This window comes from Synechococcus sp. W70.1 (genome assembly GCF_047461515.1).
GTDB lineage: Bacteria > Cyanobacteriota > Cyanobacteriia > Thermostichales > Thermostichaceae > Thermostichus.
The window spans coordinates 2,951-26,428 of sequence record NZ_JANSHH010000019.1 but is presented as its reverse complement, the minus strand read 5'-3'; the positions used below and the strand labels follow the sequence as shown (position 1 = coordinate 26,428).

The window sequence follows — 23,478 nt, the reverse complement described above, 5'->3', positions numbered from 1 at the left end:
GAGGATACCTGACACGGGCGCGTCGTTAGCCCTTGAGTGCCTCTGCGCCGCCGACCACTTCGGCAATCTCTTTGGTGATGGCGGCTTGACGCAGGCGGTTCATCGTCAGCGTCAGCTCCTGGATCATCTTGCCCGCGTTGTCGCTCGCCATCGACATGGCGGTCATGCGTGCGCCGTGTTCGCTCGCGCTGGCTTCCAACAGCGCCTGCAGCACTTGGGTCAGCAGGTAGCGGGGCAGCAAGCGCGCCAGCAGCTCCTCTGCAGACGGTTCGAACACGAAGTCGTAGCGCGTGCCGTCGTCCTCGCCTGCGGGCGGCTCGATGGGCAGCAGCGGCAACACCGTCGGACGCTGCGTCACGGGATTAATAAACTGTGAGTAAATCAGGTAGACACGGTCTAACGCGCCGCTGACGAACATCTGCTGCACGGCGTCGGCGACGGCGCGCGCGTCTTCCAGCCCCGCGCCCGAAGTGGGCATCGAGCGGTAGAGCGCAATCGGGTAGCCGCGCTTGCTGAAAAACTGATACCCGCGCCGCCCGACGCAGATGAGTTGCACCTGCTCTGGGTTTAGCCCCATCTCACGGATGGCGTTCTGCTGGGCGCGGATAAGGTTCATGTTGTACGAGCCGCACAGCCCACGGTCGGAGGTCGCCAGCACGAATCCGACGGTGCGCGGCTCGCGTTTTTGCAGCAGGGGATGGTCGGGCAGGTCGCCTGCGCGTCCGAGTTGCTGCAGCACCTCGTGCATGCGCTGGGCGTAGGGGCGCGCCGCCAGCACGCGGTCTTGCGCCCGACGCAGGCGCGCCGCCGAGACCAACTTCATCGCCCGCGTGATCTGCTGGATGCTCTTCGCCGCGCGAATCCGCGCGCGCATCCCGCGTAGCGTCCTCATGCCAGACCCTGCTCCTTCAGGAACTGTTGCTTGTACGCCTCAATCGCTTGGCGCAGCGTGCGCTCGGTGTCCTCGTCAAGCTTCTTCTCGCGGCGGATTTTTTCGCCCAGTTCGGGGTACTTCTCCCGCATAAACGGGTGGAAGCCCTCTTCGAAGGCGCGCACCTTCTCGACGGGGATGTCGTCCAGGTAGCCTTGCGTGCCCGCGAAGATAATCATCACCTGCTCCTCGACGGGCATCGGGGCGAATTGCGGCTGCTTGAGAATCTCTTGCAGGCGCAGCCCGCGCGCCAGCTGCAACTGGGTGGCGCGGTCTAAGTCCGACGCGAACTGCGCGAACGCCTGCACCTCGCGGAACTGCGCCATGTCCAGTCGCAGGCGTCCTGCAACCTGCTTCATGGCGCGGATTTGTGCGTCGCCCCCGACGCGGCTAACCGAGATACCTACATTAATCGCGGGGCGGATACCCGCGTAGAACAGGCTCGGCTCAAGGTAAATCTGCCCGTCGGTGATGGAGATAACATTCGTGGGGATGTACGCGGACACATCGCCCGCTTGCGTTTCGATGATGGGCAGCGCGGTCAGCGAGCCGCCGCCGTACTCGTCGGACATCTTCGCCGCGCGCTCCAGCAGGCGCGAGTGTAGATAAAACACATCGCCTGGGTACGCCTCGCGCCCGGGCGGTCGGCGTAGCAGCAGCGACACGGCGCGGTACGCCTGCGCGTGCTTGGACAAATCGTCGTACACCACCAGCGCGTCCATGCCGTTGTCGCGGAAGTATTCGCCCATCGCGCAGCCCGCGTAAGGCGCAAGATACTGCAAACTGTTCGGGTCGCTTGCGGACGCCACCACGACCGTCGTGTATTGCATCGCGCCGTAGCGCTCCAGCGTGTCGATGAAGCGGGCAATCGCCGCCATCTTCTGCCCAATCGCGACATAGATGCAGTACACAGGCTTCTCGCCTTCGGTTTCGTGCGTGTATTTCTGGTTGATGATGGTGTCCAGGATGATGGCGGTTTTGCCTGTGGAGCGGTCGCCGATGATGAGTTCGCGTTGCCCGCGCCCAATGGGAATCATCGCGTCGATGGCTTTGATGCCCGTCTGCAGGGGCTGCTTGACGGGCTGGCGGGTAATGACGCCGGGCGCAATTACCTCGATACGGCGGTACTCGTCGGCGACGATGGGTCCCTTGCCGTCGAGGGGTCGTCCGAGCGCGTCCACTACACGCCCCAGCAGTGCCTTGCCGACAGGCACTTCGGCGATGCGCCCCGTGCGCTTGACGGGGTCACCCTCCTTAAGTTCCTCGTCGGAGCCAAGCACGATTGCGCCGATGCTGTCCTCTTCGAGGTTCAGCACCATGCCCATCACCTCGTGCGGGAACTCCAGCAGTTCGCCCATCTGCGCGTCGGGCAGCCCATAGATACGGGCGATGCCGTCGCCGACTTGCAGAATCGTGCCGACGCTCTCGGCAATCGGCTTACCGTCGGCGGTCTCTATTTCCTTCGCTAAGATGCTGGTAATCTCTTCGGGTCGGATAGCCATAATCGCACCTCGCTTTTAGGTGGCGCGTGCGCCGCGCCGTTCGATTTCGAGCATAATCTGATCGCGCAGGCGGTCTAACGCGCCGCGCAGCGTGCCGTCGATCTGATACTCGCCGATGCGCACGCGCACACCGCCAATCAATTCGGGGTTCACCTCAAAGGTCGGGATGATGGTTTTGCCCGTGCTTTGTTGGAGTTTCTGCACAAGCGCGTTCTGTTCGGCTTCGGTAAGCGGCGTCGCCGACTGGATGTGCGCGCGTGCGATGCCCTGATGCGCCTCTTGGAGTTTCTGGAACTCGTCGCAGACGGCGTCGAGCATCTTCTCGCGTCGCTTTTCGACGAGTAGCTCCAGCGTGCGCATCGTGTGGGGCTGGACGCGCTCGCGGAACGCTGCGCGCAGGCGGTCGCGCTTGCGGTCGCGCGGGATGAGCGGGCTGTAGAAGAAGGCGCGCAGTTCGTCCGATTCGCGCATGATGCCGCGCAAGTTGCGCAAGTCGTCCGCCGTCGCTTGCAGCTGCCCCTGCTTGAGCGCGACTTCGAACAGGGCGCGGGCGTAGCGTCGGGCGACACGCAGATCGGTCATTTAGCGCACCTCCGCAGTTTCGATAAACTCTTGCACCAGTCGGCGGTGGCGTTCGTCGGTCATCGCCTCGCGCAGCAGCCGTTCGGTCGCCGCAAGCGTCAGGTCGGCGACATAGGTTTGCAGTTCGCTGCGCAGTTTCTCGCCTTCCAGTTTCGCTTGCTCTTGGGCGCGCGCGACGATGTCGTCCGCTTGGCGGCGCGCGTCGGCGATAATCTGATCGCGCAGTTGTTGCGCCTCGCCGACGGCTTGTTGGATGCGCTCGCGCGCCTCCGCCTCAATCTGCGTTAGGCGCGCCTCGTACTCCGAGCGCAGCTGTTCCATCGCGCGTCGATCTGCTTCGATTTTATCGTAGGTCGCGTTGATGTCCTGGCGACGCGCTTCGAGCATGGCGTTCAGCGGCTTCCAGAAGAACTTGGTCATGAGCCACAGTAGCACGAGGAAGCCGACAATCTGGATAATCAGAATGTTAAAGTCGATTCCGAGCAGCTCGAGCAGTCCGCCGCCCTTGCCGCCTTCCGCCGCGCCGAGCAGGTTCGGTAAATACGGGTACAGTTGGAGCATCGTCATCAGACCTCCTGCGGGAGGAGCGGCTTGCCCCTCCCGACGCCTCAGTTAAGGACCGCCGCCGGCGCCGCCTGCTTTCGTCAGCGCCTCGACAAGCGCATCGAGGGCTGGCAGGCGTCCCTGCAGCAGCAGGAACACCACGAACGAAAGAAGCACCAGCGACTCGATAAAGGCGAGCGCGATAATCATGCCCGTCTGAATGCGCCCTGCCATTTCAGGCTGTCGCGCCATGCCTTCCATCGCGCCCCGCGCAGCCAATCCCTGACCGATTCCCGCGCCAATCACGCCAATCGGCAGGAACCCCGCCGCCAGAGCCAATCCCAACAGGTAAAGCCCTGCACCTACTTCCATCGTTGTTCCTCCTTGTTGTTTTTTTAGGGTTCCCTGTCCTACTTGGAACCCCTTGCCTCAAGCCTCACGGTAGGGTGAGGCGTTTGAGCCAAATCCTCTCTGATTCGAGAGGAAATCGCCTAATCCGCATGGGCGTGCGCCCCATGCGCTTCCTCATGATGTTCGGTCGCCATCGCCAGATAGATTAAAGTTAGAATCGAGAACACAAACGCCTGCACGAAAGCGACCAGTAAGCCCAGCAGCAGCACTGGAAAATGGATGGGCAGCGGTAAGTAAAGCTTTTGTAGCAGGGGAACGGCGAAAATCGCGATGAGCGCCATCACCACCTGCTCCTTGCCGAACATATTCGCGTACAGACGGATAGAGAGTGAGACAGGCTTCGCAATCTCACTGATAACTTCGATAACGAATAACAGTGGGGCAAGCCAGAGCGGGACCTCGCCCACACGCGCAAAGTGCTTCAGATATCCAAGCAGACCGCGCGCGCGAATGCCTTCGTATTGCACATAGAGAATCACGATTAAAGCTAAGGCGATTGTCGTGTTCAAACTGGCAGTGGGCGCTATGCCAGGTGGTATCAGTCCCATCAGGTTGCTGAACAGAACGAATAAAAAGATGGTGCCTGCGAGGGGAACATATTTGCGTCCGTGTTCGCCGACGACGCTGATTGCCAAGTTATCGAAGAATTCGTAAATGATTTCTGCGAGGTTTTGGAGGCGTCCGGGGCGACGCTGCATGTTGCGCGTCGCCGAGATGGCGAACAGCAGCAGCGCGAGCGCGGCAATCCCTGATAGCACAGAAAAAACGGGCGGCGGCACATGCGCCCCTACACCCGTTTGCGTGAACACCCAAAGCGCGTTGAATAGCCCTTCCACAGATGCGCGTCTCCTTCGCCGTCCTTAGACGCCCGTATTATACCTACTGGATATTCGGCGCGTCAAGGGGGTAGTCTAAATACGCAAATATTCCCCAACGCTCAACCCGCACCCCTATGCGCCTGTGCGGTCTGCAGTGTTTGACCTACCCACGCCGCCAACGGCGGGATGAGCGTCTCTAGTGCCGCCTCCTGTGTTTCGGGCGGCTGCTGAAGGTAGGCGTCGATGCGTTTATGCCAAGCATCTAACTCGGCGGGGTCAGCAAAAGGCGCGAGATGTTCCAGCAGAAGGGTGTGTGCGTTGCGTCGCTGGATTACTTCCAGCGCGTCCAGCATTTGGCGATGGCTACCGCCTTCCCAGATGGGCAGTACCATTGCCTCGCGCAGGAGGCGTTCGACGCCATACTCCGCCAGCACGCCCGCGCCTCCGTGCGCCTCCATGCACCACTTGGCTGCCTGTACCGCCTGCTCCGCTGTCCAGTATTTCGCAAGGTGCGTGAGAAGGCGGAACAAGTGATAGCGCGAGTTGTAGGGCGGCGTCTGCGCCCATACTTCGGCAAGCAGGCGCACCGACTCCCACGCTAACGCGAAGGCGGCATCCAAAATGTTGCGCCAGCGCGTGATTTGCGTGCGCATCAGGGGTTGCTCGCACAGGGGCTTGCCGAACACAACGCGCTGCTGCGCAAATGCCTCCGCCTCGTCCAGCGCACGCTGAATCAGCGCGACACTGCCGACGCTGTTCGCCACGCGCGAGATGTTCAGCACCTCCAGAATCAGGTAGATGCCTGCGTCCGCGCTGCCCAGCAGGTAGCCCGTGCTGTCGTGAAGGTCTACCTCGCCTGTGATAACAGCGCGCGTGCCGATTTTGTCCTTGATGCGGCGGATGGTGTAGTTGAGGTTTCCGTCCTCGCGGTAGCGGGGCACAAAGAACAGCGCGAGCCCTCGCACCCCGCTGGGTGCGCCGTGCGGACGCGCCGCGACCACTGCCAACTCCGCAGTCACATTGCTACAAAAGTATTTTGCACCCGTGAGTCGGTACGCGTCGCCGTCAGGCACGGCGACGGTCTGCACATTCGCGCCGAGGTCTGACCCGCCGCCTACTTCGGTCATCCAAGTCGCGCCCTGCCACGCCGCGCCGTCGCGACGCAACATCTGGGGCAGGTAGCGTTCCTTCAGTGCTGGCGCGCCATACTTCGCCAGCGGCACGGCTGTCGAAAGGCTCACCGTGTGCGGGCAATATAGCCCTGGATCGTAGTATGCCGTCAGGTAGCCCAGCACGAAACTGCCAACCCAGTCCTGCTGCTCAATCACGCGCCACACGACGCCGTGCTTGTAACCCTCCTGCACCAGCTCGGGGTAGCCCGCGGGTAGGATAATCTCGTCCACGCGCACGCCGTAGCGATTATACTGGCGTAAGGCGGGCGTTCCCCAGCGGTCTATCGTTTCCGACAGGGCGCGTCCCGTGGTTTCCCACCACTGCTGGTAGGCTGCCAGCGTCTCCTCGCACGGCAGTGTGCCCAACTGCTGCTTGAGATAAGCCAGTGGACTCATAGTGGGATTGTACCCGTTAGCGACAGTGCGGTGTGGGGGAGAGTGTGTACAGGAGGTGCGCCTGCTTTTTTCAAGTGTGGGTAGAGGATGGGGAGCAGGGGCAGGTGTGAACAATGTGTCGGCGCATGCGCCCGCACCCCTTGACGCCCGCCTGCGCCGTTGGGTACAATTGGGGAGTGGTCGGGGCGTAGCTCAGCATGGGAGAGCGCTCCTTTCGGGTGGGAGAGGTCGGCAGTTCGAATCTGCCCGCCCCGACCAGTGCGTTTAGCCAAGGATCCCCATCTCCCGCAGCAGATTCCGCAGCCGTTCGCGCGTGCGCTCGCTCACAGGCGTCAGCGGCAGGCGCAGGCTCTCCTCGATGCGTCCCATCATCGCCAGCACGCACTTGACAGGCGCGGGGTTCGTCTCCCAGAAGTTCGCCTGCATCAGCGGTTGGAGCCGATAGTGCCACATGCGGGCGGTCTCGGCGTCGCCTTGCAGCGCGGCGCGGGTCATCTTCGCCGTCCAATCGGGCAGCTCGTTGCCGATGACCGAAATTACCCCGTCGCCGCCCATCAGCATCGTCGGCGCGGCGAAGATGTCGTCGCCTGCGTAGACCGCAAAGCCCGGCGGACGGCTGCCGAGAATCTCCAACGCCTGCGTAATGTTGCCGCTCGACTCCTTGACGCCCACCAGATGGGGCACTTCATCCGCGATGCGCAGGATTACATCCGCGGGGTAGTTGCGCCCTGTGCGGGAGGGCACATTATACAGGATGATGGAGATGTCGGCTTGCTCGGCGATGGTGGCGTAGTGGCGCAGCAAGCCTTCGGGCTCGGGCTTGTTGTAGTAGGGGGTTACGGACAGCACGGCGGTTGCGCCCGCGCGCTTGGCGTGCTGCGCCAGCCCGACGGCTTCGTGGGTAGCGTTGCTGCCCGCGCCAGGGCACACAGGCACGCGCCCGTTCGCCTGCTCCAGCACGATGTCCATCACGCGGCGGTGTTCCTCGTGGGTGAGCGTTGCGCCCTCGCCTGTGGAGCCTGCAGGCAGCAGCGCGTCCACGCCCGATTCAATCAGCCAGTCGACCAGCGCGCGCAGGCGGGGTTCGTCAACTGCCCCATCGCGCGTAAACGGCGTGACCATCGCCACGCCCAGCCCTCGAAACGGCGGTGTTCGCATCAGCGTTCCTCCTTGAGTGTCAGGATTTCGTGCAGTACCTCTGCAAAGGCGAAAAAGCCCGTGCGTCCGACGAGCCACTCGGCGGCGCGCACCGCGCCGTAGGCGAACCCGTCGCGGCTCTTGGCGCGATGCGTCATCTCGATCCAGTCATACGGACCGTCCAGCATCAGGCGGTGCGTGCCGAACTCGCTACCGAGTCGCACCACGCCGACGGCGAACTGCGCGTCGGGCAAGCGATGGTCGGCAGGTACGGGATATTGGGCGACGCGCGTGTGGTTCAGCGCGTGCTGCAGGCGGCTTGCCAGCGCGCGGGCGGTGCCGCTGGGCGCGTCCGACTTGCCGCGATGGTGAATCTCCTCCAGCGCGACATCCCAGCCCTCCAGCGTCAGCAGTTGCGCGGCGAGGCTGACCGCCTGCTGCAGAAACACCTGCACGGCGATGGAGAAGTTGGGCGCGTACAGCACGCTGCCGCCCGCCGCCTGTACCTGCTGGGCGACCGCCTCGCGCTGGGCGTCCCAGCCTGTCACGCCAATGATAAGCGGCGTACGGGTCTGCAGCGCGAGCGCGACATTCGCGGGCACAGCCTCCGCCAGCGAGAAGTCAATCAGCGCGTCGCTCTGCTGGGCAATCTGCAGGCGCACCTCTGGCGGGGTCTCGCGGCGGAGGACGCCTGCAATCGTGTGTCCGCGCGCGGTCGCTACCCGCTCGACCGCCTGTCCCATCCGTCCGTAGCCGATGAGTCCGATCCGCATCGTCGTCTCCGAGTCGCCCCAGAACGCAGGGCAGGTTGGGGAACGCAGCGAGCGAGGCAAGCGTGAGTCGAGCAGGCGGTCTGCCTGATCGAGTAGCGCTCCGCTTCGCGCGGGGCGAAGCGACAGTCTGCAAGATGTTCTCCTGCAGCCCAGCCGTGCGGTCGCCGAAGTCCTGCACGGCTTCGGCGGGCAGCCCTTTCCGCCGCGTTCGTCGGCGTCGGCGCGCCTCCCGCGGCGTACTAATGCTGACCCGCGCCTCTACTCGGCGGATTCCCTCTAACGCCAAGTATACCCGCTTGTCGCTTCGGACGCAACCCCACTTCATTTGGCACGAAAGTTGCTGTAAGACCCCATGCGGTATCCGGCGGGGGTTTTAGAGCAATGCACTATTCTATGGATTGTTATACTGATTCGGAGTTCTGGAGCGGTGACGCTTTGGAGTTGGAGCAGGAGCAAGGGTTGAGCGGCACTGCTCTGGACGCGATGTTTGGCGAAATCTTGCGTCGCCCGCTCTTGCAGCCTGATGAGGAGTTGGAACTGCTCCAGCGGGCGCAGCAGGGCGACGAAGCAGCGCAGAACCGCCTGATTGAATCGAACCTGCGCTTGGTGATTAGCGTCGCGCGGCGGTATGTGCGCCCCGGTTCGCCCTTAGAAGACCTCGTGCAGGAGGGCGCAATTGGTCTCATCAAGGCGATTCGCAACTTCGATGTCAATCGTGGACTGCGGTTTAGCACCTACGCCGTTCACTGGATTCGCCAGAGCGTTGGTCGCGCTGCCGATTCGCAGACCAACATGATTCGCCTCCCGAACCATGCGATCGACTCCCTGCGCAAGATTGAGCGCACGCGCAACGAACTGCGGGCGCTGCTGGGCAAGGAGCCGACGAACGAAGAGATTGCCGAGCAGTTGCAGATGCCTGCAAGCAAGGTCGCGCGCCTTTCACGGTACGCGCACGCGAACTACTCGCTGGAGCATAAAGCGCATGAGGATCAAAGCACGCCGCTCGGTGGGTTGCTCGCCAGCCCTGAAGAGGCAGACCCCGAAACCGTCGCCATCGAGCGCGTCTGGATATCGGAGATATTGGAGACCGTAGAACGCCATCTTACCCCTGGCGAGCGGTGGGCGCTCTATCGCCATCTGGGGATGGATGTGAGCGAGATTCCGCCAGGGCATACGAAACGCCCTTCCCGCGAGCGTATCCGCCAGTTAGAGAAGCAAGCGCTTACCAAGTTGCGCGCGCTGGCGCGGGAACTTTCGGCGGACAAATAAACGCTACGGCACTTTCGTCACAACCGCAGGGAAGCCTCTGCTTTCCAGTTGATTTTTGAGCGCTTCGGCTTTGGCGCGGTCGCGCGTCACCAGTGTCTGCACCCGATAAAGCGTTTTGCCCTCGCGTTGGAACGGCACGATGCTCGCCTCGAAGCCGCTTGCAAGCAGGCTCTGCGCGACCTGATTCGCGTTCTCGCGGCTCTCGTAGATTCCTACCTGCACGCGATACAGGACGCCTGCTTGCGTCTCCGTTTGGGGCGGTGGAGAAGTCGCAGGCTCTTGTGGGGGACTTGGCTCGGTAGGCGTGGGTTCGGGCTGCGGCGCAGGTGACTCTGGTGCGGGCGGCTCTCCCGATTCGTCGGGCACGAAGTATTCGTCATCGATAGGCGGCGGCTCGTCAGCAGGCGTTTCTTCGGGAGGGGCGGCGGGTTTGGATTGGCGTTGGCGTCGTTTTTGTTGATACCGCTCGTAATCGAACGGCGCGACCTCGCGCGAGCCGATAATCACGCCCGTGCCTGCCGTCACATCGGGCGGCAGCTTTTCCTGTACCACCACTTTGGGCATCGGCTTGGAGTTGGGCGATGCAGGGTGGGGGGATGTCGCGTCCGTGGGTGTATTCGTCAGGCGCAGCTGCAGGCGCCCCTCTTCGGAGATGGTGATGCGCGGTCCCAGCCCGTAGTAGCCGACCGCCATGAAGATAAGAAACACGGCGACCCCTGCCCCGACCGTCTTTAGGAACCGCTTGATCGAGAATCCATCTTCGTCCCGACTGCGAAAATCGAGCGGCATAGCGACCTCCACAGAATTATAGCATGGGGCGCGCTTTGGGGCAAATGGCACGAAAGTTGCTACGAGGCACAGCGAGTGCGGTCATAGCATCTTGTCCCTCCCTCTCCGAGGCGCCCCAGGTTGTCCCTCCCCCTGGGGCGCGTTTTAGCTGCTGGGTGCGGCGCGTGGGCGCAAGCGTTTCGCAGGCGCGCCGCTCTCATCAGCGATTTCGGGCGTCGCGGCAGGCGGCTCCACAGGCGCAGGCTCCAGCGTCTGCAAGGGTTGGTCGCCTTCCTCGTCGCGCATCAGCGCCAAAAACTCCTCGCGCGTGAGGTTCTCGCGCTCCAGCAACGCCTGCACCACGCGATCCATCTTGTCGCGGTTTTGCGTCAGAATCTCGCGCGCCCGCTGGTAGCACTCTTCGATAATGCGCCGCACCTCTTGATCGATTTCGTAGGCGATTTGCTCGCTGTAGTTGCGGTCTTCCATAATGTCGCGTCCGAGGAACGGATTGCCGTGTCGCCTGCCGAAGGTCAAAGGACCGAGTTTTTCGCTCATGCCGTATTCGGTGACCATCGCGCGGGCAATCTCGGTGGCGCGTTTGAGGTCGTCTTGTGCGCCGGTGCCCACCTCGCCGAACACCAGCTCCTCTGCCACGCGCCCGCCCAGCATCGTGGTGATGCGATCCAGCAGCGCTTGGCGTGTGTAAAGATACCGATCGCGTTCAGGCATCTGAATCGTGTAGCCGAGCGCCATCCCGCGCGGCAGAATCGAGATTTTATGCACAGGCTCCGCTTCGGGGAGCAGTTCGCCGACAATCGCGTGCCCGACCTCGTGGTAGGCAATAACTTCGCGCTCGCGCTTGTCGATGACGCGGTTGCGCCGCTGGGGTCCTGCAATCACGCGGTCCACGGCTTCTTCGAACTCGTCCATCGTGATGCGCGTCTTGTTGCGTCGTGCGGCAATCAGCGCAGCTTCGTTCACCAGGTTTGCCAAGTCCGCGCCCGTGAAGCCGGGCGTGCGCTTGGCGAGCAAATCCAAATCCACATCGGGGGCAAGCGGCTTGCCCTTCGTGTGGACTTCCAGAATCTTCTTGCGCCCTTCCACATCGGGCGGGTCTACCACGATGTGGCGGTCGAAGCGTCCAGGGCGCAGCAGCGCGGGGTCTAAGATGTCGGCGCGGTTAGTGGCGGCGATGACGATGATGCCCAGATTCGGGTCGAAGCCGTCCATCTCCACGAGCAGTTGGTTAAGGGTTTGCTCGCGCTCGTCGTGTCCGCCGCCCAGCCCTGTGCCGCGCTGCCGTCCGACGGCGTCGATCTCGTCGATGAAGATGAGGGCGGGTCGGTTCGCTTTGGCGGTCTCGAACAGGTCGCGCACGCGCGCCGCGCCGACGCCGACGAACATCTCCACAAAGTCGGAGCCGCTGATGTGGAAAAACGGCACGCCCGCCTCGCCCGCGACCGCACGCGCCAAAAGCGTCTTACCACAGCCTGGCGGTCCCAGCAGCAGCACGCCTTTGGGAATCTTCGCGCCGAGTTTTTGGTACTTCTGCGTGTTTTTGAGGTAGTCGACAACCTCGGCGAGTTCCTGCTTCGCCTCCTCCACGCCCGCCACATCGTCGAAGGTCACGCGCGGGATGTTCTCGTTGTAGCGTCGAGCGCGCGCCTTGCCGAACGAGAACGCCTGATTGTTGCCCGCCTGCGCCGAACGCATCAGCAGAAACCAGAACAGTCCCCCAATCAGCAGGATGACCAGAAACATCCCCAACATCTGGCTGAGGTAGTCGGGCATGCGGCTGTCTTCGGTGAACTTGAGGGCGACCCTTGCTTTCTCAAATTCCTGATAGAGTCTATCGCGGGTGGCGCCATCGGGCGGCAGCGCGGCGTGGAAGGGCGTTCCGTCCCGTAGGGTTCCCACCAAGCGATTGCCCTGCACCGTCGCTTCGGCAATGTTGCGCTGGTGCACCTCGTTCACGAGTTGTGTGTAGGTCAACTCCCGTGCGCCCATCGGCTGCAGTTGACGCAGATATTGCATCAGAAGCAGCAACACCAGCACAAACCCCACGACAGTCAAAAAGGTGCGTGCGTTTTTACTCAACATATGCCTCCTATAACCGCGTTGGTACGCTCCATGCTTGACATAGTAGACGGTTATCGGCGTCCGCAGGCGATTACGCAATAGCCGCGCGAACGGTTCCGTGCATAAGTATACCTCAGAAAGTTCACTTAGGTTCCCCAATCAAACGGAGGGCGCGTGTGCGCACTGTCAGGCGCGCCGCCACTGCCACGCCTGACAGGAACGCCAACCCTGCCCACAGCGCACGCCGTTTCACAAAAGGATTCTACCCAGCGCGTTGGTCTGGGGGACGAAGAGGGGAATCAGGTACACTTATGCTGCCGTGTGGAACGAGGATACGCCGCGCGAGGCGTGCGGGCTGTTCGGTGTCTTTGCGCCAGGGGAGGATGTCGCCCGACTGACCTACTTTGGGCTGTTCGCGCTACAGCATCGGGGGCAAGAGAGCGCAGGCATCGCCGTCTCGGACGGCGCGCGTATCCGCGCCTACAAGGACTTGGGGCTGGTCACGCGCGTGTTTTCGGAGCCGATTTTGCAGAGCCTACAGGGCTATATCGCCGTCGGGCATACCCGCTACTCCACCACAGGCTCGTCCACGCTGCGCAATGTGCAGCCGATTACCTGCGCGACCGAGCATGGCAACATCGCCGTCGCGCACAACGGCAACTTGGTGAACGCGCACCATCTGCGCGCCCGATTGGAGGCTGCAGGCGAGCAGTTCGAATCGACCAACGACTCGGAAGTTATCGTGCGGTTGATGGCTCGTGCGCTGGAAAACGGCGCGGACATCGTGGACGCCATCCGTGCGATGATGCGGCAGGTGCGGGGCGCGTACTCGCTGGCGATTCTGACCCCCACGCAGTTGATTGGCGTGCGCGACCCGTATGGCGTGCGCCCGCTGGCGTTAGGTCGGTTGGGTAGGGCGTGGGTGCTGGCGTCGGAGACCTGCGCCTTCCCGCCGATTGGCGCGGACTATGCGCGCGAGGTCAAGCCTGGCGAAATCGTCGTGATTGACGCCGACGGGCTGCACACCTACGAGGGGCTACCCCGTGCGTGTGAGGCGCTGTGCATGTTCGAACTCATATACTTCGCGCGTCCGGACAGCCATCTGTACGGCAGGTTGCTGTACGAAGTGCGCCGTCGGATGGGGCGGATACTGGCGCGCGAGCATCCCGCGGAAGCGGATTTGGTCATCCCTGTGCCCGATTCGGGCGCGCCTGCAGCCGTGGGCTACGCGGCGGAATCGGGGATTCCCTACGGTGATGGGCTAATCAAGAACCGCTACGCGCCACGCACTTTTATTCAGCCTGAGCAGCGGCTGCGCGAACAGAGCGTGCGCCTGAAACTCACGCCCCTGCGCGAGGTGATTGCGGGCAAGCGATTGGTGGTGGTGGACGACTCCATCGTGCGCGGCACAACCACGCGACAGATTGTGCGCTTACTCTTTGAGGCGGGCGCACGCGAGGTGCATCTGCGCATCACCGCGCCGCCCATCCGATTCCCCTGCCACTACGGAATCGATATGGCGACCCAGCGCGAGTTGGTCGCCGCGCACCACACAGTGGAAGATGTACGCCGACAAGTCGGCGCGACGACGCTGGGGTATCTTAGCATCGAGGGGCTGCTGGAAGCAGCAGGGCATCCACGCGAGCGGTTCTGCCTCGCCTGCTTCAACGGCGACTACCCCATCCCCATCCCTGACGATGTGGAGTTGGTGAAGGAGATTTTCGAGCGGGCGACGCCTGCAACAGAAGCAAAGCCGTAGGTGCTTTTTGAGGGCGGGGCAATCCCGCTGACAGCGGACGACCCATAGATTGGTAGGTGCGTTAACGAATCCTTAACACTTGTGCGGGGTATAGTGAACCGTCATGGTGCGGCTGCTTAAAACGGAGACGCCCGAAGTGCGCCCAGTGGTGCGCACGATGCCGCTGCCCGACGACGCTGATGACCCTGCGATTTGGACGCATCCCCGCGATCCGCGCCTGAGCCTGATTTTAGGCACGAACAAGGCGCGTGCGCCTCGCGGCGCCATCGGCGTGTTCGACCTCAGCGGACGCATGCTGCAACGGATTGACGGCATTGACCAGCCGAATAATATCGATGTTGCCTACGGCTTTGCGCTGGGGCGTGAGCGCGTCGATATCGCCGTCGCGACCGAGCGGTACGCCAGCCGCCTCCGCATCTTTCGGATTGACCCGGCGCGCCGCCGACTGGTGGACATTACCGACCCCAACGGCGCGCGCGTGTTCGCGGGCGAATCGGGCGAGCGCGCGATGCCGATGGGGCTTGCGCTCTACCAGGCGGGGCGCGGCGAGGTACAGGCGATTGTCTCGCGCAAGTCGGGACCGAAGCGCGGCTACCTGCATCAGTATCGGCTGGTTCCCACGCGCGGCGGGCGCGTCGGCGTGCAACTGGTGCGGGCGTTCGGCGCGTTCAGCGGCGAGGGCGAAATCGAAGCCATCTGCGTCGACAGTGAACTCGGCTATGTCTACTACGCTGACGAGGGCGTCGGCATCCGCAAGTATTACGCCGACCCGCGCCACCCTGAGCGCGAGATTGCCTTGTTTGCGACCGAATATGAGGGTGACCAGGAGGGCATCGCGATATACGCGCCTCCCGACGGTGCAGGCTACCTGCTTTGCACCGAGCAGATAGAAGGCGGCAGCAAGTTGCACATCTACCCCCGCTTCGGCGTGCAGCGGAAGCCGATTCTCACACTGCGGACGGGCGCGGACGAGACCGATGGGTTGGACGCCAGCGCGCACAACTTCGGCGCGCCGTTCGAAAAAGGGCTGGTCGTCGCCATGAACAGCGAGGGACGCAACTTCTGGCTCTATCGCTGGGCGGACATCGAACGGGAACTTGAAAGGCGTGTGCGGTAGGCGGTTCGTGCGCACGGCGGGTACAATCCCTATGTGCGCGAAGTCGAACAGAGCCTTGCGCTGAGTTATCGGCGGCTGACCTACGCCAGCGCGGCGCTGATGGCACTCGGCTGGGTGTGGCATGTGCTGCGCGGCGACCAGACGAACTGGCTGATTACGCTGGGACTGGGATTGCTGCTGCTGACGCCGCTGCTCGCGCTGGCGCACTTGGCATGGCTGGCGAAGCCGCTGGATCGGCTGGCGGCGCGCTACAGCATCATCGCCCTACTGCTCCTCGCGCTGGCGGTGCTAATCGGGTTACTGCTGGGGAGGGCGCAATGAGCCTTTCGGACACGCTGCGGATAGACATGGAGCGCATCGTGGGCGCGGATGCGGTGCTGACCGACCCCATCCAACTGCTGGCATACGACTGCGACGCTTATACGATTGAGAAAGCCCTGCCGACGGCGGTCGTGCTGCCCCAGACGACCGAGCAGGTTGCGGCGATTGTGCGGCTGGCGAACCACGCGGGGCTGCCGATTGTGCCTCGCGGTGCGGGTACAGGGCTATCAGGCGGCGCACTGGCAGCGCGGGGCGGAATCGTGCTGGCATTCAGCCGCATGCACCGAATCCTCTGGGTGGACACGCGCAATCGTCGCCTGCGTGCACAAGCGGGCGCGGTGAACTACCAGCTAAGCAAAGCCGTGCAGTACGCGGGACTGCACTTCGCGCCTGACCCCTCGTCGCAAGGCGCCTGCACCATCGGCGGCAATGTCGCCGAGAACTCGGGCGGACCGCACACATTAAAATATGGCGTCACGGTGAACCACATCACGGGGCTGCAGGTGGTGCTGCCCGACGGCGAGATTATGGAACTGGGCGGCGAGGAAGACGAGCCGTTCGGGTACGACCTTGTGGGGCTGCTGACGGGCAGCGAGGGCACGCTGGCAATCGTCACGGAGGTCGTCGCGCGCCTGACGCCCAACCCGCAGGCGACGCGCACGCTGCTGGCGGTCTTCGAGACGCTGGAAGACGCCAGCCAGACCGTGTCGGACATCATCGCCGCGGGGATTGTGCCCGCCGCGCTGGAGCTGATGGACGCGCTAACGCTGCAGGCGGTGGAGGCGGCGTTCGGCTACGGATTCCCGTTGGACGCGGAGGCGGTGCTGCTGATTGAACTCGACGGGCTGGAGGCGGAGCTGGACGGCGAGCAGGCGCGGGTGTTGGACATCTGCCAGCGCAATTGCGCCCGCGAGGTGCGCCGCGCGACCACCCCGCTGGAACGCGCGAAACTGTGGGCAGCCCGCAAGAAAGCGATTGGCGCGCTGGGCAGGCTCGCGCCCTCATGCGTCACCCAAGACGGCGTTATCCCGCGCTCGAAACTGCCCCAAGTGCTGCGCGAGGCAGGGCGCATCGCCGAAAAATACGGCTTGCGCCTCGCGAATGTGTTCCACGCAGGCGACGGCAACCTGCACCCCGTGCTGCTGTTCGACGACTCCGACCCTGAACAGGTGGCGCGGGTGGTAGAAGCGGGCGACGAGATTCTGGCGTTGTGCCTGCGCGAGGGCGGCAGCCTGTCGGGCGAACACGGAATCGGCACAGAGAAGTGCGCATCGATGCGCCAGATGTTCACGGCGCATGACTTGGAGATGATGCGGCGTGTCAAGGCGGTCTTCAACCCCAACGACACGCTGAACCCCGACAAGATGTTCCCCGACACGCGCTACTGCTACGAGAGCAAGCGTCGCCTCACGGAGGCACGGCGCGGGGCAGCCGTCTAACATAACAACGCTCGCACCTGCGTCGCAGGGGTACAATTCCAACAGATGGCGTTTTGCGCCGAGAGTAAGTAGGAGGTCTGTGATGCACCGCGTGAAGACGGCTAAGCGAGCTATTCTGGTAGCGGCGATTCTCGGCATCGCCTCTGCGGTAGCTGCGGGGGGCTATTGGGTGGGCGTGCATCTCCAGCCTGACCACACGGCAGCGTCTTGCGAACCCATCGCGAACTGGTGGGAAATTGCCAATCCCATCTTTCGGAGACCGCTCGATACGCACGAGAGCCTCTTGATGCGGATGGAGTATGTGTACGACGCGCCCGAAGACGCCTCTACGCATGCACACGGTGACGACAACAGACGCTTCCGCCCGAACGGAATTATCCAGTACGGGGTCGGCGCAGAGGCGCAGCAGATAGAGGAATGGCTCCGCGAACCCCAATTCGGGGATGCCTCACATGCCCTGCGAGTGGAGGAGAAGTACGGGTTCGGACGCCCCTTGTTCAGCTTCTCGATAGAGGAAGTTGGTGCGGAACTTCAGGAGGGTGCAGTTCCCGAATCGCTGCGGGCGCTGTTCCAGGCGCACGGTGAACCGCTTTCGGAACAAGCGAGCCTGATAGACGCTGAGAGCGAATGGTGGATATCAGACGGCGTAATCTACATCCTTCGCCTAGAAGGGGGAGTGTTCCGTGTGTACGGTGAACCGCGCAAGGGAAACCCGCGCCTTGTGGAGCAACGGATTCCCGTCGACTGGAAGCCTCGCTCGTTTCGAGTGCCGCTCCCTGCTGAGACGCGCCCGAACTGGTGCCAAGTGATGCGTGTGCGGAAAACCCCAACTTCTTCTGGTACGAAGCAGACGCAGCAAGTGGAGGCGGCATACCTTGATTGGCATCCCAAAGAGGGTTGGCAGACGCGCAAGGCAGCGTCCTACACGCGCAATGCAGGGAAGGGTCTCTCCGCGCTGCAATTCTGGTTTGATGAGCTAACCGAGATCACTCCCGATATGGATTGGGTAGCAGTCGCTTGGTTTAGCGCGGACGCGCCGCGTGGCGAACAACCCTACGAGCAGTTTCTCATCGTCGCGGTGCTTTCGGGGCAGATTGTGAGTCGCGACGGAACGCTCGTTTTGAACGCGGGCGAGGCGGCGTGTGTGGGATTGGTGCATCCCCCGAATGAGCCGTTCGCGCGAGTGGAGCGAATGCGACCCGTCGAGCTGCGCGTCTATCCGTCGTATTGCATCCTGCGTTGGGACGCTTCCCTGACAGGGGGACGCGAGCTGCTGGATATCGCTCTCTACGCGCTACCGCGTGGGGCAAAGGGGGCGCGCTTCAGATGGGACTATCGTCGAGACGGCATCGACCTCAATCTCGGCTGGAGCTGGGCGCCTCAGCGGGCTGTGTGGTTGGTTGACTTTTGAGCGAGGCGTCCTAAGCAGCGCCTTTCCGAATTTCCCCTGAATTCGGGGCGAATTTGCTCCGAGTCGGGCTTAAACCCTTGACAACGCCCTCGTGGACATGGTAATATATAGTCCGCCTCAAAGCAAGGGACTTTGGGGCGCGAGTGACACCTTGAGATCCCAGAAACTGCGTGCAAGCGGCTATGCCCTTGACAAACGCGCCTGGGATGTGGTATAATCAGACTCGCCGACGAGATGCTGAAAGGCGTGTCGGCGCGTGCGCTTGTTGCAACGGCGGCAAGCGCAGAATAAACCTTGAAAACCGGGCAGGTAAGAACGCTTTGCGAGCCCAAGTCGATTCGGAAAACGAGCCTGCTTCGGCAGGAGGAACCGTTTTCTGACGGAGAGTTTGATCCTGGCTCAGGGCGAACGCTGGCGGCGTGCCTTAGACATGCAAGTCGAGCGGTAGGCGTCCTTCGGGGCGCCGAGAGCGGCGAACGGCGGAGTAACACGTGGGTAACCTGCCCCGAAGACTGGGATAACCCGGGGAAACTCGGGCTAATACCGGATGTGGATGCCTTGGCTTCGGCGAAGGCATCTAAACGGGTTTCCGCTTCGGGATGGGCCCGCGGCCTATCAGGTTGTTGGTGAGGTAACGGCTCACCAAGCCGACGACGGGTAGCCGGTCTGAGAGGACGATCGGCCCGAGGGGCACTGAGACACGGGCCCCACTCCTACGGGAGGCAGCAGTCGGGAATTTTGGGCAATGGGCGCAAGCCTGACCCAGCGACGCCGCGTGGAGGACGAAGCCCTTCGGGGTGTAAACTCCTTTTAGTGGGGACGAACGCAGACGGTACCCACAGAAAAAGCCCCGGCTAACTACGTGCCAGCAGCCGCGGTAATACGTAGGGGGCGAGCGTTGCCCGAATTTACTGGGCGTAAAGCGCACGTAGGCGGCTCCGTAAGTCTGGTGTGAAATCTCACGGCTCAACCGGGAGGCTGCACCAGATACTGCGGGGCTCGAGGACGGGAGAGGAGATTGGAATTCCCGGTGTAGCGGTGAAATGCATTGATATCGGGAGGAACACCAGTGGCGAAGGCGGATCTCTGGCCCGTTGCTGACGCTGAGGTGCGAAAGCTGGGGGAGCGAAAGGGATTAGATACCCCTGTAGTCCCAGCCCTAAACGATGGGCGCTAGGTGTTGGGGGAATTACCCCTCAGCGCCGTAGCTAACGCATTAAGCGCCCCGCCTGGGGAGTACGGCCGCAAGGTTGAAACTCAAAGGAATTGACGGGGGCCCGCACAAGCGGTGGAGCATGTGGATTAATTCGATACAAACCGAAGAACCTTACCTGGGCTTGACATCCACGAGAAACGCCCTGGAAACAGGGCGCCTCGGTGGGGAAACCCACCGACCCGTGGACACCGGTTGCATGGCTGTCGTCAGCTCGTGCCGTGAGGTGTTGGGTTAAGTCCCGCAACGAGCGCAACCCCTGTCCTCTGTTGCCAGCGGGTCATGCCGGGCACTCTGAGGAGACTGCCGTGGTCAACACGGAGGAAGGTGGGGACGACGTCAAGTCAGCATGGCGGTTACGTCCAGGGCGTCACACATGCTACAATGGGTGGTACAAAGGGCAGCCAACGCGCGAGCGGGAGCGAATCCCAAAAAACCACCCTCAGTTGGGATCGCAGTCTGCAACTCGACTGCGTGAACGCGGAATCGCTAGTAACGGCGGGTCAGCCATACCGCCGTGAATACGTTCCCGGGCCTTGTACACACCGCCCGTCAAGTCACCCGAGTCGGCTGCACCCGAAGTCGGTCGCCTAACCCGCACGGGAGGGAGCCGCCGAAGGTGTGGCTGGTAAGGGGGACTAAGTCGTAACAAGGTAGCCGTACCGGAAGGTGCGGCTGGATCACCTCCTTTAACGGAAGCAACTCTCTACGGCACGCAAAGCACTACCTGCTCGGTTTTGAGGGAACCACAGACGGGCGCGTAGCTCAGTCGGTTAGAGCGCACCCCTGATAAGGGTGAGGTCATTGGTTCGAATCCAATCGCGCCCACCAGTGGGGGCGTAGCTCAGCGGGAGAGCACCTGCTTTGCACGCAGGGGGTCACCGGTTCAAATCCGGTCGCCTCCACCAGCCTAACCCTCAGCGCCCTACGGGGCGTTGACGGTTGGGCTGAAAGCACCAACACAACGGGCAACGGACCCAACGATTTCCCACTTTGACAACTGGACTGGAGTCATCGAGAAGCGCGCCAAGTAGGCAAGCTACTAAGGGCGCACGGCGGATGCCTAGGAGCAAGGAGCCGATGAAGGGCGTGGTAAGCTGCGATAAGCTGCGAGGAGCCGCAAACAGGCGTTGATCCGCAGATCCCCGAATGGGAGAACCCGGCCACCGAATGGGTGGTCACCCACCGCTGAACCCATAGGCGGTGTGGAGGGAACCTGGGGAACTGAAACATCTCAGTACCCAGAGGAAAAGAAATCGAATGAGATTCCCTCAGTAGCGGCGAGCGAACGGGGAAGAGCCTAAACCAACTGGGCGTGCCCAGTTGGGGTCGTGGGACCGACATCAGAGTACGCCTTCCGCTTAGCAGAAGTGCCTGGAACGGCATGCCATAGAGGGTGAGAGCCCCGTACGCGAAAAGTGGAAGCGACTCGTCGGCATCCCGAGTAGCACGGGATAAGTGGAGCCCTGTGCGAATCCGCCCGGACCACCGGGTAAGGCTAAATACTCCTTGCTACCGATAGCGCAACCAGTACCGTGAGGGAACGGTGAAAAGCACCCCGGAAGGGGAGTGAAAGAGAACCTGAAACCGTGCGCTTACAAGCAGTCGGAGGACTATACCCCTCTGGGGGATTGTCTGACGGCGTGCCTTTTGCAGAATGAGCCGGCGAGTTACGCTCAGCGGCAAGGTTAAGCGTCTCAGACGCGGAGCCGCAGCGAAAGCGAGTCCACACAGGGCGACCCAGTCGCTGGGCGTAGACCCGAAACCGCGCGATCTACCCCTGGTCAGGCTGAAGCCGTGGTAACACACGGTGGAGGGCCGAACCGGTGTCCGTTGAAAAGGGCTCGGAGGAACTGGGGGTAGTGTGGTGAAATGCCAATCGAGCGCGGAGATAGCTGGTTCTCCCCGAAATGCATTGAGGTGCAGCCTCACGCACTATGCGATGCAGGTAGAGCCACTGGATGGGCTAGGGGCCCTACCAGGTTACCGAACCCAACCAAACTCCGAATGGCATCGCAGGAAGCGTGGGAGTGAGACAGCGACGGATGAGCGCCGTTGTCAAAAGGGAAATAGCCCAGACCGCCCGCTAAGGTCCCCAAACACAGGCTAAGTGTGAAAGGATGTAGGGTCGCGTAAACAACCAGGAGGTTGGCTTAGAAGCAGCCATCCTTTAAACAGTGCGTAACAGCTGACTGGTCGAATGTGACCCTGCGCCGACAATGTAAGGGGGCTCAAGCCTGTTACCGAAGCGGCGGGTTCCCCGCAAGGGGAGCGGTAGGGGAGCGTTCTGCTCGCAGGGAAGGTGGAGCGGAAGCACCACTGGAGCGTGCAGAAGTGAGAATGCCGGCACGAGTAGCGAGAAGACGGGTGAGAATCCCGTCCGCCGAAAGCCTAAGGGTTCTTCAGGCAGGTTCGTCCGCTGAAGGTTAGGCGGTCCTAAGTCGAGGGCGAAAAGCCGTAGGCGAAGGGCAGTGGGTCAACATTCCCACCCCAGGTGGTGGAGCTAAGCGGTGACGCTTCAGAATCGGTCGGGCGCAGAGTTGGAAGGCTGCGCTCGCCCCAGCGGCAACTCTGGGGCGACGAAGGGATCCCTCGGGTGAACGAAGCGACCGTGACTGGAGCCGAGAAAACCCGCGTCGCGTTGAAACCACCTGACCGTACCGCAAACCGACACAGGTAGGCGAGGCGAGGAGCCTCAGGCGCGCGAGAGAAGTCCCGCTAAGGAACTCGGCAAATTGACCCCGTAACTTCGGGAGAAGGGGTGCCTCGAAAGAGGTCGCAGCAAAGCGGGCCCGGCGACTGTTTACCAAAAACACAGCTCTCTGCGAAGGGGAAACCCGATGTATAGGGGGCGACGCTTGGCCAATGCCCGTAGGTTAAGGTGAGGGGTCAGCCGCAAGGTGCAGCCCCAAACTGAAGCCCGGGTGAATGCCGGCCGTAACTCTAACGGTCCTATGGTACCTTCGCTGCCCCCCTCATGGGTAACCATGAGGTGCGCACCCAGCTATATGCTGGAAACTCCGAGTATCCAGCGGTACTCGCAGGAAACATGCTCCGATGAGAGAATGATTTGCCTGTGAGTAACAATCCGTCTGGTGCGGACAACCAGCAGGAAAGACTAACCTGAGAAGCACTCAGGTTAGAATCCTCAGAGACCATACGCTGGGCGCCTCAACGAAGAGGTGAAGAGATGGTCCCATCTGCATGGCGACATGCAGGAGTCGTGCCCTGCGACAAGGGGGGTATGGCTCGCTCGAGGTTCACACTCGGGTAAGACGATAAGCGAAATTCCTTGTCGCGTAAATTGCGACCCGCACGAAAAGCGTAACGACTGGGCCACTGTCTCAGCGGGACTCTCGGTGAAACTGTAGCACCCGTGAAGATGCGGGTTACCTGCGGTAGGACGGAAAGACCCTATGGAGCTTTACTACAGCCTGAGATTGCATTTCGGTATGTCATGTATAGCGTAGGTGGGAGCTTCGGCGCCAATGGAACACCACTCTTGACCTACTGGAATGCTAACCCGCGCCGTTATCCGGCGTGGAGACAGTCTTAGGCGGGTAGTTTGACTGGGGCGGTCACCTCCTAAACGGTAACGGAGGTGTCCAAAGGTCCGCTCAGCGCGGTCGGAAATCGCGCGTCGAGTGCAAGGGCATAAGCGGGCTTGACTGTGAGACCTACGGGTCGAGCAGGTGCGAAAGCAGGGCCTAGTGACCCTCTGGCTGTGCGTGGGCACGCCAGGGTTCAACGGATAAAAGCTACCCTAGGGATAACAGGCTGATCCTGCCCGAGCGTCCACAGCGACGGCGGGGTTTGGCACCTCGATGTCGGCTC

18 protein-coding genes, 3 tRNA genes, 2 rRNA genes and 1 riboswitch (1 of these 24 running past the window's edge) are annotated in these 23,478 nt (G+C 62.3%); of the genes, 11 read left to right on the top strand and 12 right to left on the bottom strand.

What is annotated here, in order from left to right; all coding sequences use genetic code 11:
- Positions 1-25: 25 nt before the first annotated feature.
- From atpG to NW808_RS04040, 8 genes are all read right to left on the bottom strand, one after another.
- Positions 26-874, bottom strand: coding sequence for an ATP synthase F1 subunit gamma (atpG, locus tag NW808_RS04075; protein WP_414420382.1), 849 nt, complete (start codon positions 872-874; stop codon positions 26-28).
- Between the two features lie 14 nt (positions 875-888).
- The gene (atpA, locus tag NW808_RS04070; RefSeq protein WP_414420389.1) at positions 889-2,436 is read right to left on the bottom strand and encodes a F0F1 ATP synthase subunit alpha; all 1,548 of its coding nucleotides are present in this window, start codon (positions 2,434-2,436) and stop codon (positions 889-891) included.
- Positions 2,437-2,448: 12 nt separating this feature from the next.
- The gene (locus tag NW808_RS04065) at positions 2,449-3,015 is read right to left on the bottom strand and encodes a F0F1 ATP synthase subunit delta (protein WP_414420381.1); all 567 of its coding nucleotides are present in this window, start codon (positions 3,013-3,015) and stop codon (positions 2,449-2,451) included.
- Positions 3,016-3,582 carry a F0F1 ATP synthase subunit B gene (atpF, locus tag NW808_RS04060; protein WP_414420380.1) on the bottom strand — a complete coding sequence of 189 codons (567 nt, stop codon included), beginning with the start codon at positions 3,580-3,582 and terminating at the stop codon, positions 3,016-3,018.
- Between the two features lie 45 nt (positions 3,583-3,627).
- A complete protein-coding gene (atpE, locus tag NW808_RS04055; protein ID WP_414420379.1) occupies positions 3,628-3,930 on the bottom strand; it encodes an ATP synthase F0 subunit C in 303 nt (100 codons plus the stop codon).
- A gap of 119 nt (positions 3,931-4,049) precedes the next feature.
- Positions 4,050-4,805: a F0F1 ATP synthase subunit A gene (gene atpB, locus NW808_RS04050; RefSeq protein ID WP_414420378.1), complete on the bottom strand. Its 756-nt coding sequence runs from the start codon at positions 4,803-4,805 to the stop codon at positions 4,050-4,052.
- A gap of 101 nt (positions 4,806-4,906) precedes the next feature.
- Complete coding sequence (locus tag NW808_RS04045) at positions 4,907-6,355, bottom strand: acyl-CoA dehydrogenase family protein (protein WP_414420377.1); 1,449 nt, start codon at positions 6,353-6,355, stop codon at positions 4,907-4,909.
- Between the two features lie 70 nt (positions 6,356-6,425).
- Complete coding sequence (locus NW808_RS04040; protein WP_414420376.1) at positions 6,426-6,554, bottom strand: hypothetical protein; 129 nt, start codon at positions 6,552-6,554, stop codon at positions 6,426-6,428.
- Between NW808_RS04040 and NW808_RS04035 the strand changes: the two genes are divergently transcribed.
- Positions 6,537-6,613: transfer RNA gene (locus NW808_RS04035), tRNA-Pro, on the top strand. The genes NW808_RS04040 and NW808_RS04035 overlap by 18 nt on opposite strands.
- 6 nt (positions 6,614-6,619) lie before the next feature.
- On the opposite strand, the gene dapA is transcribed toward NW808_RS04035, so the two are convergent.
- Together dapA and NW808_RS04025 are read right to left on the bottom strand one after the other, a co-directional pair.
- Entirely contained in the window at positions 6,620-7,513 is an 894-nt protein-coding gene (gene dapA / locus NW808_RS04030) for a 4-hydroxy-tetrahydrodipicolinate synthase (protein WP_414420375.1), read from the bottom strand.
- Complete coding sequence (locus tag NW808_RS04025) at positions 7,513-8,265, bottom strand: 4-hydroxy-tetrahydrodipicolinate reductase (RefSeq protein ID WP_414420374.1); 753 nt, start codon at positions 8,263-8,265, stop codon at positions 7,513-7,515. Before NW808_RS04025 ends, dapA begins: the two co-directional genes overlap by 1 nt.
- Positions 8,266-8,350: 85 nt before the next feature.
- A riboswitch (Lysine riboswitch) is annotated at positions 8,351-8,534 on the bottom strand.
- Between the two features lie 124 nt (positions 8,535-8,658).
- Here NW808_RS04025 and NW808_RS04020 point away from each other — a divergent pair.
- The gene (locus NW808_RS04020; RefSeq protein ID WP_414420373.1) at positions 8,659-9,534 is read left to right on the top strand and encodes an RNA polymerase sigma factor RpoD/SigA; all 876 of its coding nucleotides are present in this window, start codon (positions 8,659-8,661) and stop codon (positions 9,532-9,534) included.
- 3 nt (positions 9,535-9,537) lie between these two features.
- On the opposite strand, the gene NW808_RS04015 is transcribed toward NW808_RS04020, so the two are convergent.
- Together NW808_RS04015 and ftsH are read right to left on the bottom strand one after the other, a co-directional pair.
- Entirely contained in the window at positions 9,538-10,323 is a 786-nt protein-coding gene (locus tag NW808_RS04015; RefSeq protein ID WP_414420372.1) for an SPOR domain-containing protein, read from the bottom strand.
- 144 nt (positions 10,324-10,467) lie between these two features.
- Positions 10,468-12,405: an ATP-dependent zinc metalloprotease FtsH gene (gene ftsH, locus NW808_RS04010; RefSeq protein ID WP_414420371.1), complete on the bottom strand. Its 1,938-nt coding sequence runs from the start codon at positions 12,403-12,405 to the stop codon at positions 10,468-10,470.
- Positions 12,406-12,703: 298 nt separating this feature from the next.
- Between ftsH and purF the strand changes: the two genes are divergently transcribed.
- From purF to NW808_RS03965, 9 genes are all read left to right on the top strand, one after another.
- Positions 12,704-14,143 (top strand): amidophosphoribosyltransferase, encoded by a 1,440-nt coding sequence (gene purF, locus NW808_RS04005; RefSeq protein WP_414420370.1) that lies wholly within the window; start codon positions 12,704-12,706, stop codon positions 14,141-14,143.
- A gap of 103 nt (positions 14,144-14,246) precedes the next feature.
- A complete protein-coding gene (locus NW808_RS04000) occupies positions 14,247-15,260 on the top strand; it encodes a phytase (RefSeq protein WP_414420369.1) in 1,014 nt (337 codons plus the stop codon).
- Between the two features lie 33 nt (positions 15,261-15,293).
- Positions 15,294-15,581 (top strand): hypothetical protein, encoded by a 288-nt coding sequence (locus NW808_RS03995; protein ID WP_414420368.1) that lies wholly within the window; start codon positions 15,294-15,296, stop codon positions 15,579-15,581.
- Complete coding sequence (locus NW808_RS03990) at positions 15,578-17,020, top strand: FAD-binding oxidoreductase (protein WP_414420367.1); 1,443 nt, start codon at positions 15,578-15,580, stop codon at positions 17,018-17,020. Before NW808_RS03995 ends, NW808_RS03990 begins: the two co-directional genes overlap by 4 nt.
- Before the next feature lie 79 nt (positions 17,021-17,099).
- Positions 17,100-18,431 (top strand): hypothetical protein, encoded by a 1,332-nt coding sequence (locus tag NW808_RS03985; protein WP_414420366.1) that lies wholly within the window; start codon positions 17,100-17,102, stop codon positions 18,429-18,431.
- Positions 18,432-18,807: 376 nt separating this feature from the next.
- Positions 18,808-20,335: ribosomal RNA gene (locus tag NW808_RS03980) — 16S ribosomal RNA — on the top strand.
- A 63-nt stretch (positions 20,336-20,398) separates the two neighbouring features.
- Positions 20,399-20,475: transfer RNA gene (locus tag NW808_RS03975), tRNA-Ile, on the top strand.
- A 2-nt stretch (positions 20,476-20,477) separates the two neighbouring features.
- Positions 20,478-20,552 (top strand) — tRNA-Ala (locus NW808_RS03970).
- A gap of 124 nt (positions 20,553-20,676) precedes the next feature.
- Positions 20,677-23,478, top strand: a 23S ribosomal RNA gene (locus tag NW808_RS03965); it runs 397 nt beyond the window's last position.
- The 16S and 23S rRNA genes sit together here with 2 tRNA genes alongside, the layout of an rRNA operon.